Genomic DNA, 14,560 nt, shown 5'->3' on the forward strand with positions numbered 1-14,560 from the left:
CCTCATTACCTCATCCATAGGAAGGAAAGTAAGCATTCTGAGGCACTTTTCCACATCTGCATCCGCTACGTTTCTCCAATACTGATAAAATTCATACGGTGAAGTTTTTTCCGCATCAAGCCAAAGAGCGCCCTTCTGAGTCTTCCCCATTTTCTTACCCTCAGAATTAGTTAAAAGAGAAAATGTCATACCATAAACCTCTTTGCCTGTTTTCTTTCTCGTAAGATCCACTCCGCCAATAATATTAGACCACTGGTCATTTCCTCCAAACTGTATCTTTACATCAAAATCTCTTGCCATCACCATGAAATCATAGCTCTGCATCAACATATAGTTAAGCTCAAACATCGTCAATCCGCCCTCACGGTCCATTCTCTGTTTAAAGCATTCAGCCCTCAGCATAGTATTGACATTAAAGCATGATCCGATATCTCTTATAAAGTCTATATAATTCAGCGGCAGCAGCCATCTTGCATTGTTTACGGAAATCGCTTTGCCCGGTTCCGGAACCTTGTTTTCATGTCCCGGAGAAAAGACACCGTTATTCCCTTCATACTGCCATTCCTCATCAAAGTCCAGGAATTTATCAAACAGTTTCTTAAAAGCCACACAATTATTCTCTATGGTTTCCGGGGTCATCATCTGACGCATGTCACTTCTGCCGGACGGATCTCCTACGAATCCCGTTCCACCACCTATCAGAACTACCGGTGTATGCCCGTATTTCTGCATATACATCATTATTATGACCTGCATGAAATGCCCCACATGAAGACAATCTGCAGTAGGATCGAACCCGATATAAAATTTTACTTTTTCATTCTGCAGAAGTTCACGAACTCTTTCTTCGTCTGTTGACTGTTCTATAAATCCTCTTTCCTTAAGAACATCATATACGTTATCATGTTTACTTACGCTGTCAGGTATAAAATCATATTTCATCTATGTTTTTCCTCCAAGTTACTCATCTTATCTTGCCCTTTTGACTCCGCCTCATCCCAGCTGACATCACGGGGACGATTCACAAGCAGATCCGGGTCCTCACGGAGAATCATCATTACTTCGTACCGTAAAGTCTGTCTCCGGCATCACCAAGTCCGGGCAGTATATATGCATGATCATTGAGACATTCATCTTTGGCCGCTATAAATATATCTACGTCAGGATGTGCTTTCTGCAACACTTCAATACCTTCAGGAGCTGCAATAAGGCACATAAAGATGATTTTTCTTCCGCCTCTGGCTTTAATAAAATCAATAGCTGCCGCAGCACTTCCTCCGGTGGCCAGCATAGGATCCACCACGAAAATCTCTCTTTTTTCTATATCATTAGGCAGTTTGCAGTAATATTCAACAGGCTCATGAGTTTCGGGATCTCTGTAAAGCCCTACATGCCCTACTTTGGCATTAGGCACAAGAGCCAGCATTCCGTCAACCATTCCAAGCCCTGCTCTCAAAATAGGCACTATAGCTATATCCTCACCCTGAAGCATTTTTACTGTAGTCTTCTGCATAGGAGTAGTTATTTCCACTTCTTCCAGCGGAAGCTTCCTCGTTGCTTCATATCCCATAAGCATAGAGATTTCTCTTACTAATTCTCTGAAATCTTTAACACTTGTTTCTTCTTTTCTCAGCATCGCAGTCTTATGCTGGATCAACGGATGATCGAATACATATACATTGCCCATAATAAATAGTACCTACCTTTCTTCTCATATAAAAACATTTATTTTCACATTTCATCAAGCATATTAACTCTTCTTTGATGTCTTCCCCCTTCAAATTCCGTATCAAGCCACGCAGCTATAATATCAAGAGCTTTTTTTTCTTCTGTTGTACGCCCTCCCAAGGCCAGAATATTAGCATTATTATGTTTTTTCGCCATTTCAGCCATATGAACATCCGTACATAGAGCGCATCTTATACCCTTTACTTTATTTGCCGCTATGGATATACCTATACCGGTACCGCAGCATACTATTCCGCGCTCTGCCTCGCCTTTGGCGACAGCTTCTGCACACGCCCTGCCGAAAACAGGATAATCTACTGATTTCTCAGAATCGGTCCCCAGATCTATAATCTCTATATTTCTGAACTGTAAATATTTCTTTATAGCTTCCTTCAAGCTGTATCCGCCGTGATCGCTGGCGATGGCAATTTTCATGTCTGCACCCTTTCTCCGCTGATGCGGCTTTGTGGTCTTCTGTTTTTTCTTATCTTCACTACACTCTTGCTATATTGTATCCGGCCGATTTGAGCATTCTGTTCATAACTGCAAATCCGACCCCGTCTCTGTCGCTCATAGCTCCTGCCAATATTAAATCGACACCCTCACTGTCCAGATCTCTCAGCTTTGAGAAAAAATCATGAGCAGCTTCGATAAAAGCCTTTTCCTCAAAAAGTATCACGCCTACTTTTAATCCCAGTCGTTCATTAAGGATCTTCAAACGTTCTATCTCACTCTTTACTTTTTCCCGCCTGCCTTCGATAACAGTCATCTGTGCCTTGGGAGCATAATGCTTGTACTTCATTCCCGGAGATTTGGGTTTATAATTATTTGCCCCGTTTATATCTGCTCCGTCTGCCGGGTCCAGCGTTCCAATGTCAACGTCTTTAAGCAAAGCCTCGTCATATCTTACTTTTTTTCCTATTGCTGCTTCTATGTTCTCTGCTGTTATTATTCCGGGCCTCAGTATAATTGGATTATCTCCTGTCATGTCTACAACGGTGGATTCTATGCCAACCCGACAGTCTTCCCCTGAAATAACCGCATCTATTCTACCGTTCATATCAGCAATAACATCTTTTGCTCTCGTTGGGCTTGGGCTGCCTGATATATTAGCGCTGGGTGCTGCTATCGGACACCCTGCCATATTTATAAGAGACAAAGCCGCTTCACTGTCAGGCATTCTGACAGCTACTGTGTCAAGGCCGCCTGTAGTTCTGTCAGGGACGCACTCTTTTTTTTTCAGTACCATAGTAAGCGGTCCCGGCCAAAAATTATCTATCAAAGCTACGATATCAGCACTGAGCATAGGAGTCAGCTGGCCTATATCACTTGCTCTTGCGATATGAACTATCATTGGATTATCACTGGGTCTTCCTTTTGCCGCATATATTCGAGCAACAGCTTCTTCATCAAAAGCATCAGCTCCCAGTCCATATACTGTTTCCGTGGGGAAAGCCACAAGGCCTCCGTTTTTTATGATAACGGCAGCCTGTCTTATATCCCATTCACTTGTGGTAAATATCTTTGTCTGCATATCACAACACCTTAGAAGTTTTTCATCTTCTCAGCCTGATCGTTTGTAATCAGACCGTCTATTATCTCATCAAGATCTCCGTCAAGAAAATTATCCAGTTTGTAAAGCGTAACTCCTATTCTGTGATCTGAAACCCTTCCCTGAGGGAAATTATATGTCCTGATCCTTTCACTTCTGTCCCCGGAACCAACCATACTTTTTCTCTGGTCGGCAATCTCTTTGTTCTGTTCCTGCATCTTGAGATCATAAAGTCTTGATTTCAATACTTTAAAAGCCTTTTCCTTATTCTTTATTTGAGATTTTTCATCCTGACATGTAACTACAAGACCCGTAGGTTCGTGAGTAAGCCTTACAGCTGAATCTGTTGTATTTACACACTGCCCTCCGTTTCCCGAAGCTCTGTAAACGTCCACCCTCACATCATTAGGATTAAGATCTACTTCTACATCATCTACTTCGGGAAGCACCGCGACCGTGGCAGCCGACGTATGGATCCTTCCGCTTGATTCCGTCTCAGGTACCCTCTGTACTCTATGGGCTCCGCTCTCATATTTAAGTCTCGAATAAGCGCCTTTTCCTTTTATGAGAAGTACTGCTTCCTTAATTCCGCCCAAACCTGTATCATTAAGTTCTATAAGCTCAGTCTTCCATCGGTTTCTTTCCGCATATCTGGTATACATTCTCAAGAGATCAGCCCCAAACAAAGCAGCTTCCTCACCGCCCGTTCCTGCTCTTATTTCCAAAATTACATTCTTTTCATCATTAGGATCTTTTGGCAACAGTAATATTCTGAGTTCTTCTTCCTGTTGTTCTATGACATCCTCAAGCTCGGAAATTTCCATCTTAGCCAGCTCCCGCATCTCCTCGTCTCCGTCTTCAAGAATCTCTTTGGCTTCTGTCAGATCCGCTTTAGCTTTCTTATATTCTTTGTATTTTTTCACAATAGGCTCCATCTCACCCATTTCCTTAACATGTTTCTGCCACACAGGCTGATTATTTATTATCTCAGGGTCTGAAACTTTTTGAGCGAGCTCATCGTATTTTTCCGTTATAAAATCTAATTTATCAAACATTTTTAACTCCTGTTTTTCTGATTATGCGCGATTTTCACATGAAAAAACCGCTCTTTTTCTAAATCTATATTATATCAGAAGTTTTATATAAAGAAAACCGTTAATTAGAAAGGCTGCTAATCCGCAAAAATAATAAACATCCCCAGTATTCCTACCGATATAACAAATCTTTCTTTGCTGATTCTGCTCAGCCACAATGTTTTAATAAAATTATATGAATTATAAAAAAGTGAAAATGACGAAATGAAAAATAAAACCGCCTTTTTTACTATTTTACAAATTAAAACGATATCCGGCTCCCCATATCGTTTCTATTATTTTAGGATTCCGCAGATCATTCTCTATTTTCTCTCTAATTCTGTTTATATGCACTGAAACTGTCGCTGCATCAGAAACATAATCATATCCCCATATTTTTTCAAAAAGAGTCTCTTTTGAAAATACAATATTAGGATTTTGAGCCATAAAACAAAGAAGCTCAAATTCTCTGTTAGGGAGCTTTATTTCCTGCCCATCTTTCCATACCCGCCATGTCTTCGGTTCTATTATTACATTTCCTGCGACAATTTTGTCAGTATGCTCTACTGTATTTTTTCCGGAACCGCCCCCTGTAAGTCTCTGATATCTTCTCAAATGGGAACGAACTCTTGCAACCAACTGGGATGGATCAAAAGGCTTTGTTATATAATCGTCAGCACCCAATCCCAGCCCCCTTATCACATCTATCCCTTCTGTACGAGCCGTCACCATCAATATCGGTATGTCGATATCCTCTCGTACAGATCTGCATATATCATATCCACTGCAGTTAGGAAGCATTATATCAAGTAAAATCAGATCATATCCTCCCTTTTTGAGCTCCGCAATAACCATGGCTCCATCTCCAACAATCTTTGTCTCATATCCGTTGCTTTCGAGATAATCCTGCTCCAACTGAGCTATTTTCACATCATCTTCTGCTATCATTATTTTACCCATTATACCTCCCTCCATGGAAACAAAGACTTATTTTCAGGCCTCCATTATTTTCAGCCTTTGCCCATCCTCCGTGTCTTTCTATTATATATTTAACTACATAAAGCCCTACTCCACTGCCCTTCACATTCCTTGCATCATCACAGCGATAAAAGCGATCGAATATATTATCAATCTTATCTTCCGGGACTCCCGGCCCGTTATCTTGCCACTCCAGCACCATATCTTCACCATCACTATATATCCGCACACTTATAATAACAGGGTGCGAATATGAATATTTAATACTGTTTTCAAAAAGATTATCAAGAATACGCCTTACCTGATCTACATCCATCCATATATCAGGCATAATCTGACAGCTGTCCCACGATATCTCAAATACTACATCGGTCCGTTCTGTCACACTTTCTTTCTGAGCTATATATACCGACACATACTCAGCCAGATCTGCTTTGACCATATGAAAAGGCATCTGGCCGCTCTCTATTCTGGAAAAGTCAAAAAGTTTCTGGAGAAGTATATTCATCTCCTCAGTTGACTCATATGCCGTTCTTAAATATGCTTCTTTTTTTTCATGGGTATCAGCCACTCCATCCTGTATACCCTTTATATAACCCTGTATGGACGTCAAAGGAGTCCTTAAATCATGAGATATCCCTGTAATCATATCTGTGCGAGCCTTTTCATTTCTCAATCTCTGCTCCCGGTCTTCAAGTATCCTGACCTGCATTTTGTTAAAAATGGTACATACATCTTCGAATTCCGCTTCTCCTTTGTAATAAATCTCTTCTTTCAAATTACCATTCTTTATTCTCTCAGCTGCCTTCATAAGTTCGTTCATAGGCCTCATTATCATTTTATTGGTTCGCTTCATAAAAAAATATGAAACTGTCAGTAATACAATTATAAGAGATATCCCTGTCAAAAGAGCAATAAACAACAACATAAAATCAAACTGCTTCATATATGATATCTGACTGTTATCACTGAACTTAGCCGCCAATATCACATTCCCGCTTTCCCCATGCTTCATTTCAACTACCGTAATTCCCCTGTAAAAAAATATCTGAGGACTTTCAGAAACTTGTACTCTGCCACCTATATCGTCACTAATATCTTTCCACTGTCTGCTGCTGTTTCCATATATTATACTGTCCCCATTCAAAACCAGCATATCATATCCATATTCACTAAGGGACCCTTTAAGATTTTCCCATGATCCGTCTTCAGTCTTCTTTATAGCATCTGTGACATCTGTGACATGTTCGTCAATTTTCCCCTGAAATATAATATCCAAATTTTTTTCAATAGGATCTTCAAAAAACACCGCAATAATTACGCAAAACATAAGAAAAGACAAAAACGCTGCCGCCAATATCATAATGTTTGAACGAAACGTCTTTCTTTCCAATTTCATCAGCTCATCTCCTTATTGTTAATGATAATTTATAATACTGTATCAATATGATTTTTTCCATATATCTTCTCAAGCCTTCTAAACACAACCATAGCTATAATTCCACTTATAACGCCTGTCAATATACCTCCCAATATATCTGTAGGGTAGTGCAGATATAAATAAAGCCTGGAAAAAGTAATCAACAAAGCCAATATGAGCGCAGCCCACCAAAATTTTGCTTTTTCCAAAAACAAAGCAGTAACCGCTGCAAATGAAGCGGCAGTATGCCCCGAAGGAAAGGAAAAATCTCCAGGAGCTGCTACCAAAAGCTTCACCATTGGATTCACATCAAAGGGCCTGGGTCTTGCTATCAAATTTTTTAAAATCAAATTACAACACACCAAATCCACAACAAGCGCCATCAAAACAAGTATTCCCTCTCTTCTGTATTTCTTTGTTGCCAAAAGAGTTACTCCCATAACTATCCATATAATTCCTGCATTTCCCAACTTCGTAATAGCCGGCATTACGACATCTGCCGCTGCACTTCTAAGATGATCTTGTATCATGTTTAAAACTATTATTTCTGTTCCTGTCATGGTCACCCTCCTTTTTCATATTGCCCAAAATATATTTATTCATCTTTTTAATGACTACCCTGATCGCAAAGATTAAAACTGCTGCAATGATAAGCGCCGTCATCATGTACAATGCCATATGAATATTTACAGTTCCTATGTTAAACATCCATGGCGCTGTCGTAAGAATGCCGGATATTCCCACGACTATTGTAACACATATAAATGCTCTCAGCTTATTGAAAGGTACACAGCTTTTTAGAACAGCCATATATGAAATGCTTATGAGCATGATATATGTCACAGTGGATATCTGCCCCTGAGAAAAAGGCGCTGTTTGACTCACAACGGCTATCATCATGGCTACAGCCATACCAAAAGGAAATGCCTCAATTATTACTTTCCTTAAAAAACTGCCTTCTATTTTTCGTGTATCCGACTCGAAAACAGTCAAAAATGATGGATATGCCTCCATAAAAGCATCTACAAGAGTTATCTGCAGCGGAATAAAAGGAAACGGAATATTGACAGCTATGCAGAACAACGATACGATAAGAGAATATACAGTCTTTATAAAAAATACTCCCGCCGTTCTCGTAACATTATTCACTACCCTGCGGCCTTCCATTACCACATAAGGTAATCCTGTAAAGTCCGAACCAAGCATTACTACCTGAGCAATTTGTCTGCTGGCATCACTTCCATCACACACAGCTATAGAACAATCTGACTCCCTCATCGCCAGCAAATCATTAACTCCGTCTCCTGTCATGGCAACTCGATGACCTTTGTTTTTAAACGCTTTAATTAGGGCTTTCTTCTGATCCGGCGATACTCTGGCAAAGACAGTATATTTGTCGCATATTTGTTTTAAATCTTCATCCCTTTCCAAAAGAGACATGTCTACAGCATTCTTCCATCCCGAGATTCCAGCTTTTTTGGCAGCCACTGAAGCCGTCTTCACATGATCTCCCGAAATGACCTTTATATTTATGCCTTCCCTTTGAAAGAAAGCCATGGTATTCTCAACTCCTCTCCTTATGGAGTCTTCCATAGATACAAAATAAAGAGGCCTGATCTCGGCAGGAAGTATTTTTTCATCTTCCCACTTATCCCCATAATATCCTATGCTCACGACTCTGCGTCCAGCTTCAAGTTCGCTTCTTACATTGTCCGGAATTTCCGGCAGCAGTTTTTCCGGTGCCCCTATAAACACACTGCCCTCATCAACAAAACTTACCGATCCCCACTTTCTCTTTGACGAAAACGGTATTTTTTTCACTGATCTGTATATCTGCTCTTCGCCAAAAACTTTCCTCAAAGCTTGAAAAGTCGTATTATTGTCATCGGCGGCGAAAAAGTATGATTTTATCAGCGCTGCCATTTCTCCCTCAGAGACCTGCGAATATGGTATAACAGAAACTACTCTCAAAGTTCCATCTGTAAGCGTTCCCGTCTTGTCAAAACATAAGACATCCACATGAGAAAGAGATTCAAGAGAGTAAATATCCTGTATCAGGATCTTCATCTTGGCAAGGCGTATCACCCCGGCCGCAAGAGATACAGAGATGAGAAGCACAAGCCCTTTAGGCAGCATCCCCAAAAGAGCCGCAGACGACGAGATCACGGACAAATTCACTGCATCTCCTCTGAAAACGAAAGATTCAAGAAACAAAAGAATGCCAAGAGGAAAGATAAGAAAACCGGTGAGACGAGTTACCTTATTCATGGAATCCAATAATTCTGATTCAGGTTTCTTACTCTTCTTCACCTCAGCAGAGATTCTCCGGACATAATTTTCCTCGCCCACATGAACCACCTCTGCGTAAGCTTTCCCCGAAATTACAGAGCTTCCCGACAAAAGACTGCTTCCCTCTTCTTTTACAACAGCATCACATTCGCCTGTAAGCAGCGATTCATTTACTTCAAGCATTCCCTCTGAAACAATTGCGTCATTACAGACTTGATCTCCGCTTCTCAGAACCATAACGTCACCCTCAGTTATTTCTTCCGCCGAAACTTCATATTCTTTCCCGTCACGGCAAATTCTTACCAAAGGCCTGTTGAGCAGCGTAAGTTTTTCTACAAGTCTCTTGGCTTTAAGTTCCTGAGCCGTTCCTATTACTATGTTGGCCAGCACTATTAATATGAACAGGATATTGGAATAGGCGCCTACGGCAAGCAGCAGCGCCGCTATAGAAAAATTCAAAAAGTTAAACAGTGTGAATACGTTTTCGTATACTATCCTCAGTCCGCTTTTCATTATCCCTGATCCTGCATATGATGCTGAACATTTTTTCATAATTTAAGATCTCCCTTCTCTTAAAATTCCCTTCGCTGCCCAAATCCTTTACCGCCTCTATAAACCCTACGGCCTGAATGATATATCTGTAATCCTTCTCACATGTCCCCGCCTGTTGGATATATTCTTTATGAAGCTCTTCCAGATCGTCCGGATCTTTGATATTTATCTCTTCGTCAACTCTCTCAAAAGACTGAAGGTTTTCTTTCATATAGCCATGCAGCTTTCTTTCATATAAGCCGTGAGCTTTAATGTTTCCCCGAAAAGCCGCATTATGTGGAAAGGTAAATATATCAGCTATATAATGAGTAAGTTTCCCCATAAGATAATATCTCTTCACCTCACTGTAACCGCCTTGTTTAAGTTTTTCATACAATTTTCGTATTGAAGGCATCACATTCTCATAATTATGTCCGCACAGAAATTTACCCCTTATCTGACCGTGGAGATATGTCAAAGGATTCTTGTCAGGCTCTATGCTTCCCAGCACAAACGCTTTTCTGCACAAATACGGAACCTGTTTTCTGTGAATTTCCATCAAAGCTCTTCCAAGCATTCTGTGATCTATATTTTTCATGACAGCGCCTCTTTTCTCTGACCGGAACCACTGCCGCCCTTTTGGCCCGCTTTTCTGAAAATCATGTATTTCTGCACTATCCAGCTCGTTATAAACAACACACACTCCGTCATTATCTTGGCCGTATATACTGGAATTCCCAGCCCTGCCGTAAAGGCTTCAAGTGCCAAACTGTTCATCACCAAGATAAAAGCTGCCAGAGCCAGATAATCAAGCGCAGTTTTTAACGTCTTTTTTTCATAAAATACAAAACGGCAGTTCATAGAATAATTATATCCCGCACTGATAACTCTGGCAGCTATATTTGCAGTCATTACGCCCCATGAAGAGGACGGCAAAATGACAGAGAATACTACAAACAATCCATAATCCAGTATAAAACTGCTGAAAGACGAGGCGGAAAATTTAAAAAGGTCACGGTATATACGGAAAGAATCTTTAATTTTGTGGAAATGAGAACAGCTGTTTTCCTTATCATGGTATATGGTTTTTATAGGCACTTCTTTCATACTTATCCCGCGCTGGGCGCATATTATAAGAACATTCATCTCATATTCGTATCTGCTGCCTTTCACCTCTGACATCAATTCCAGCATTCCGGCCGGAAAAGCTCTCAGTCCCGTCTGAGTATCCGAAATGAACTGTCCTGACACCATGTGAAACATTTTTCTTGTTATTATATTTCCCATTCTTGATTTCCATGGAACGTCATTATTTATAGTTCTGCTCCCCAATATCAGCGAGCTGCCATATCGAGCCGCAGCTTTCAAAAGTGCAGCCATATCCTCGGGAAGATGCTGACCATCCGCATCCATTATACCTATATAATCACACCGCTGGTTCTCATCTTTTATATATCTCAGAGCAGTTTTGATCGCTTCTCCTTTTCCAAGGTTCATAGCGTGTTCAAGCACAGTACATTTGTCTTTCAGTCTCTCAAACACAGTATTATACCTGCTGAGACTCCCGTCGTTTACTACTATTACCTCTTGCCCTAAAGCAATATTTTTTTCCGCCAATTTTTCAAGATTATCATCTGGATTCAGCGCCGGTATTATTACTATATTTTTCATATCCATACGTCCTCCTTATCTTTGTTATGCATATAAATTAATCCCAAAGTTTAAGGATTCAACGCATATTTTTTAAACAAAGTTTAAACTTTAAAAAAAGAATTCCGATGATACTTTCTTATATCATCAGAATTCTTTAATTCAGCAATACTATTAATGGAAAGCTACATCAATTCCCAGCCGCTTGTCTTCTCTCTAAGCTCTACGTAATCTTTATATATACCGTCTTTTTTCATAAGACTATCGTGGTTTCCCCTCTGGGTTATTAAACCGTCAGCAATAACTAAAATCTGATCAGCTTCTTTTATTGTATTAAGTCTGTGAGCTATCACCAATAGTGTTTTCCCCTTTACGAGCTGGGAAATAGCTTCCTGTATATATATTTCATTGTCCACATCTACGCTTGCTGTAGCTTCATCCAATATTATCACGGGAGCATCTTTCAATATACAACGGGCAATAGAGACTCTCTGTTTTTCTCCGCCTGAAAGAGAAGCGCCTCCTTCTCCTATCACCGTATCGAATCCGTCAGGCAGCTGCATGATAAAATCATAACATCTGGCTTTTTTCGCCGCTTCATATACTTCTTCTTTTGAAGCATGAGGTTTACCCATGCTTATATTGTTATATACTGTATCCTGAAACAGATATACTCTCTGAAATACCACACTTATGTCGTTCATCAACTCCGATATTGGTATGTTCCTGATATCCTGTCCCCGAACAAGAATCTGCCCGTCCTTTACATCCCAAAATCTTGTGATGAGATTAGCAATAGTAGATTTGCCTCCTCCTGAAGGTCCTACAAGAGCTGTCATTTTCTGGGGAGCCATGCTAAAATCTATATGACGGAGAACTTCCTCCTTTCCGTACGCAAACGATACATTGCGAAATTCAATTTCAGGTATGTTATTGTCCGATTTTTTAGGAATATGATGCTTTCCTTTATCAGGGAGTTCTTTTTCATCTAATACTTCTTCTATTCTGTCAAGGCAACTATTCATTACTGTAAGCCGACTTGCTTCTCCATATAATGCTTTAAGAGGCCCGAAAAGATCAAATATGAACAGTAGTAACCCCATAAGATACGGCAATATAAGCTCCCCTAACTGATAAAGATATATAGAATAAGCAAAAATAATTGTCATTCCCAATGCATAAAGTACATTTAAACGCCTGTGCCAAGGGGTCAAAGATTCCTCGAATTTTATGCTTGTATCCTTTGATCTTCTGAAATTATCTGACAATTCCTCTGATTTTTCTCCCAAAAGATTATAACTTTTTATTATTCCTATACCTTCTATAAATGATAATACCGCATCTGTAAGTTTTTCGCTCTGCTGTTGGCGGACAGCTGCTTCATCAAGAGATATACGATTCATATTTTTAGCTGTCAGTACAGCTAAAACACTTACAGCCACGGCTACTATCCCCAGTCTTATATCAAAGAATAAAATAAAAACACCCATTATCGCTGCTGTAAACATATAATTCATCATGTTGGCGAGAGAGCTCATTACTATTTCTTCGACAAAAACCATATCAGTACTTAGCACAGAACTGATTTTTCCTATATTGCCTGCTGTAAAATATCCCATGGGTAGCTTTCTCAAATGGGAACCCAGCTCAAGCCGTTTTTCCGCAAACATCATGTATCCTGATGCACTCTGCAGTTTATCACCAGCAAACTGGCAAACTGATTCCGCTATCACAATTAAAGCTAAAGCTATTCCTACTTTTAGGCAATAGATCCCTGTCAGACTTTCAGTATAAAACTTCTCTAATATCAGAAACGCCAGAAAAATAGGCATTTTAGACAGTATTGACTTAAAAAATGAAAATAAAAATGCTTCTTTTATTTTCTTGCTGTATTTCCCCGATAATCTAAGAATACGTTTTAAAAGTTTAAGCATTTCTCTTACCATCCTTTCCTGCTGTGGTGGTCTTCCAGTCTGCACTTTCTAAAGCTGCCTGCCATAGTTTCTCATACGAAGGGCATTCCCTTATAAGCTGATCATGTGTCCCTGCACCTGCTATATAACCTTTCTCCATCATATATATCATATCTGCATTTTTTACTGATTGCAGTCTGTGCGCGATAACTATGAGAGTCTTGCCTTTTACTGCTTCAGAAATAGCTTTTTCAAGTTTATCTTCATTTTCCGGATCGGTGAAGGCCATGGCCTCATCAAGAACAACTATAGGCGCATTTTTAAGAATGGCTCTTGCCAAAGCTATTCTCTGTCGCTGGCCTCCAGAAAGCTTCCTGCCTCCACTTCCTGATAAAGTGTCTATCCCCTGAGGAAACTTATCTATAAATTCCATACACTGCGCTTTCTCGGCAGCTTCAATAACTTGCTCTCGAGATGCCGATGGGCATCCTATCTTTATATTTTCAAAAATAGATGTATTAAACAAATACTGATCCTGATCTACATATGAAATAATTTGAGTGAGAGCTTCCAAGCTCATATTTCTAAGATCCTGCCCTCCTATAGTTATAGCTCCCCGATCAGGATCATAATAATGAACCAGCAGCTTGGCAAGCGTGCTTTTACCTGATCCTGACTCTCCCACAAGAGCAACTTTCTGCCCTTCTTTTATAACCATGTTTATATGATCTGCCACAAGTTTCTTCTCATATGAAAAAGCCACATCAGTGAACCTTATAGTCAGCCCATCCCCATTAAAATCTCTGTCAGTTTGCTTTAGCGGTTCCTCATTCATCAGATTCTCCAGTGCCGATATCTTATAATTTATTTGTGGCAGAGAAGGAATAAAACTCAGCGCTTTCAACAGAGGAATACCTATGCTTAGTGAAAGACACATTACAAGAATAAGATCGGGAAGCGCTGAATATCCTCTGAGTACGAACCACGAGCCTAATGGCAGCGTAAGTATCAGCGTAGACGGGAGTACACTATTATATACAGCCATCCACGGCCAGCACGCCTTATACCACCCTAAGGTAAAATCTCTGTAATTCTTTATATCTTTTTCATATCGCTTATATGAATCACCATCCTTATTGAAAACTTTTACAACTTCCATACCATTGATGTATTCAATGATAGTATTATTCATCACTTTGCCGGCTTTGTAATAATTACTCATGTCCTTGTTGCCTATAGCATACATGACGCACATAGCCGCCATACCAATTGGAAGCGACGCCATAGACAGCAAAGCCAGCTTCCAATCTACTGCAAAAAGGCTTATATATACCATAACAGGAACAGCTACATTGCCCAAACCTTCCGGCAGATGTAGGACGGATTTTGCGGACATTCAAAATAAAAAAGAATGTGGAGGTAACAG

General features: G+C 40.0%; 12 protein-coding genes and 1 pseudogene. All 13 read right to left on the reverse strand.

Annotated features, from left to right (window positions below):
* A partial coding sequence (gene tyrS / locus ACLR96_RS06665) for a tyrosine--tRNA ligase (RefSeq protein ID WP_412265466.1) occupies positions 1 to 942 on the reverse strand: 942 nt, incomplete at its 3' end.
* Positions 943 to 1,057: 115 nt separating this feature from the next.
* Positions 1,058 to 1,687, reverse strand: coding sequence for a uracil phosphoribosyltransferase (gene upp, locus ACLR96_RS06670; RefSeq protein WP_177267527.1), 630 nt, complete (start codon positions 1,685 to 1,687; stop codon positions 1,058 to 1,060).
* A 44-nt stretch (positions 1,688 to 1,731) separates the two neighbouring features.
* A complete protein-coding gene (gene rpiB, locus ACLR96_RS06675) occupies positions 1,732 to 2,163 on the reverse strand; it encodes a ribose 5-phosphate isomerase B (RefSeq protein WP_177267528.1) in 432 nt (143 codons plus the stop codon).
* Positions 2,164 to 2,221: 58 nt separating this feature from the next.
* Positions 2,222 to 3,262 carry an L-threonylcarbamoyladenylate synthase gene (locus tag ACLR96_RS06680; RefSeq protein WP_177267529.1) on the reverse strand — a complete coding sequence of 347 codons (1,041 nt, stop codon included), beginning with the start codon at positions 3,260 to 3,262 and terminating at the stop codon, positions 2,222 to 2,224.
* An 11-nt stretch (positions 3,263 to 3,273) separates the two neighbouring features.
* On the reverse strand, positions 3,274 to 4,335 hold the full coding sequence (gene prfA / locus ACLR96_RS06685; protein WP_177267530.1) for a peptide chain release factor 1: 1,062 nt from the start codon (positions 4,333 to 4,335) through the stop codon (positions 3,274 to 3,276).
* A gap of 273 nt (positions 4,336 to 4,608) precedes the next feature.
* Positions 4,609 to 5,313 (reverse strand): response regulator transcription factor, encoded by a 705-nt coding sequence (locus tag ACLR96_RS06690; protein ID WP_177267531.1) that lies wholly within the window; start codon positions 5,311 to 5,313, stop codon positions 4,609 to 4,611.
* On the reverse strand, positions 5,306 to 6,730 hold the full coding sequence (locus ACLR96_RS06695) for an ATP-binding protein (protein WP_177267532.1): 1,425 nt from the start codon (positions 6,728 to 6,730) through the stop codon (positions 5,306 to 5,308). The genes ACLR96_RS06690 and ACLR96_RS06695 overlap by 8 nt, the downstream gene beginning before the upstream one ends.
* Before the next feature lie 29 nt (positions 6,731 to 6,759).
* Positions 6,760 to 7,311 carry a phosphatase PAP2 family protein gene (locus ACLR96_RS06700; RefSeq protein WP_177267533.1) on the reverse strand — a complete coding sequence of 184 codons (552 nt, stop codon included), beginning with the start codon at positions 7,309 to 7,311 and terminating at the stop codon, positions 6,760 to 6,762.
* Positions 7,262 to 9,592, reverse strand: a complete 2,331-nt coding sequence (locus tag ACLR96_RS06705) for an HAD-IC family P-type ATPase (protein WP_177267534.1) — start codon at positions 9,590 to 9,592, stop codon at positions 7,262 to 7,264. The genes ACLR96_RS06700 and ACLR96_RS06705 overlap by 50 nt, the downstream gene beginning before the upstream one ends.
* Complete coding sequence (locus tag ACLR96_RS06710; RefSeq protein WP_177267535.1) at positions 9,504 to 10,169, reverse strand: zinc dependent phospholipase C family protein; 666 nt, start codon at positions 10,167 to 10,169, stop codon at positions 9,504 to 9,506. The genes ACLR96_RS06705 and ACLR96_RS06710 overlap by 89 nt, the downstream gene beginning before the upstream one ends.
* Positions 10,166 to 11,242, reverse strand: coding sequence for a glycosyltransferase (locus ACLR96_RS06715; protein WP_412265468.1), 1,077 nt, complete (start codon positions 11,240 to 11,242; stop codon positions 10,166 to 10,168). The genes ACLR96_RS06710 and ACLR96_RS06715 overlap by 4 nt, the downstream gene beginning before the upstream one ends.
* Positions 11,243 to 11,406: 164 nt before the next feature.
* A complete protein-coding gene (locus ACLR96_RS06720) occupies positions 11,407 to 13,155 on the reverse strand; it encodes an ATP-binding cassette domain-containing protein (protein WP_177267557.1) in 1,749 nt (582 codons plus the stop codon).
* Positions 13,148 to 14,506, reverse strand: a pseudogene (locus tag ACLR96_RS06725) (ABC transporter ATP-binding protein); the annotation flags it as partial. The pseudogene ACLR96_RS06725 and the gene ACLR96_RS06720, both read right to left, overlap by 8 nt.
* Positions 14,507 to 14,560 lie beyond the last annotated feature (54 nt).

It is taken from the genome of Lentihominibacter sp. (assembly GCF_046951855.1).
Taxonomy (GTDB): domain Bacteria; phylum Bacillota; class Clostridia; order Peptostreptococcales; family Anaerovoracaceae; genus Lentihominibacter; species Lentihominibacter hominis.

Bases quoted from the DNA above. Each gene is read 5' to 3' on its own strand.
- upp (WP_177267527.1), bottom strand. From the start codon at position 1,687: ATGGGCAATGTATATGTATTCGATCATCCGTTGATCCAGCATAAGACT.
- rpiB (WP_177267528.1), bottom strand. From the start codon at position 2,163: ATGAAAATTGCCATCGCCAGCGATCACGGCGGATACAGCTTGAAGGAA.
- ACLR96_RS06680 (WP_177267529.1), bottom strand. From the start codon at position 3,262: ATGCAGACAAAGATATTTACCACAAGTGAATGGGATATAAGACAGGCT.
- prfA (WP_177267530.1), bottom strand. From the start codon at position 4,335: ATGTTTGATAAATTAGATTTTATAACGGAAAAATACGATGAGCTCGCT.
- ACLR96_RS06690 (WP_177267531.1), bottom strand. From the start codon at position 5,313: ATGGGTAAAATAATGATAGCAGAAGATGATGTGAAAATAGCTCAGTTG.
- ACLR96_RS06695 (WP_177267532.1), bottom strand. From the start codon at position 6,730: ATGAAATTGGAAAGAAAGACGTTTCGTTCAAACATTATGATATTGGCG.
- ACLR96_RS06700 (WP_177267533.1), bottom strand. From the start codon at position 7,311: ATGACAGGAACAGAAATAATAGTTTTAAACATGATACAAGATCATCTT.
- ACLR96_RS06705 (WP_177267534.1), bottom strand. From the start codon at position 9,592: ATGAAAAAATGTTCAGCATCATATGCAGGATCAGGGATAATGAAAAGC.
- ACLR96_RS06710 (WP_177267535.1), bottom strand. From the start codon at position 10,169: ATGAAAAATATAGATCACAGAATGCTTGGAAGAGCTTTGATGGAAATT.
- ACLR96_RS06715 (WP_412265468.1), bottom strand. From the start codon at position 11,242: ATGAAAAATATAGTAATAATACCGGCGCTGAATCCAGATGATAATCTT.
- ACLR96_RS06720 (WP_177267557.1), bottom strand. From the start codon at position 13,155: ATGCTTAAACTTTTAAAACGTATTCTTAGATTATCGGGGAAATACAGC.